Annotated in this window: 1 rRNA gene; it reads left to right on the top strand. The window is 51.6% G+C overall.

From position 1 onward, the window contains the following. A 23S ribosomal RNA gene (locus WMO25_RS18755) occupies window positions 1-545 on the top strand; the annotation flags it as partial.

Here is a 545-nt window from a genome sequence, read left to right as displayed (position 1 = left end):
AACCCTGTGTCTGCAAGCTGTGGGAGGACGTTAAGGTCCGACCGCGTACTTTTTGTAGAACGGTCCGGCGAGCTGCCACATCCGGCGAGGTTAAGCACTTAAGGTGCGGAGCCGGAGGGAAACCGAGTCTTAACAGGGCGTTAAGTCGGATGGGGCAGGCCCGAAACCGGGTGATCTATCCATGTCCAGGATGAAGCTGTCGTAAAAGACAATGGAGGTCCGAACACACATCCGTTGAAAAGGGTGGTGATGAGGTGTGGATAGGGGAGAAATTCCAATCGAACCCGGAGATAGCTGGTTCTCCTCGAAATAGCTTTAGGGCTAGCCTCTTAAAAGAGTAACGGAGGTAGAGCACTGAATAGCCTAGGGGGCGTCAAAGCCTACCGAAGCTTATCAAACTCCGAATGCCGTATACTTGATTTAAGGGAGTCAGACTGCACGAGATAAGTTGGGCAGTCAAAAGGGAAAGAGCCCAGACCGCCAGCTAAGGCCCCAAAATGCATGTTAAGTGGAAAAGGATGTGGGATCTCAAAGACAACTAGGAT

The sequence above is a fragment of the Coprococcus intestinihominis genome, from assembly GCF_040096555.1.
Lineage (GTDB): Bacteria > Bacillota > Clostridia > Lachnospirales > Lachnospiraceae > Coprococcus_A > Coprococcus_A intestinihominis.
The sequence above is the reverse complement of the archived record's forward strand: the minus strand, read 5'-3'. Positions and strand labels throughout refer to the sequence as shown.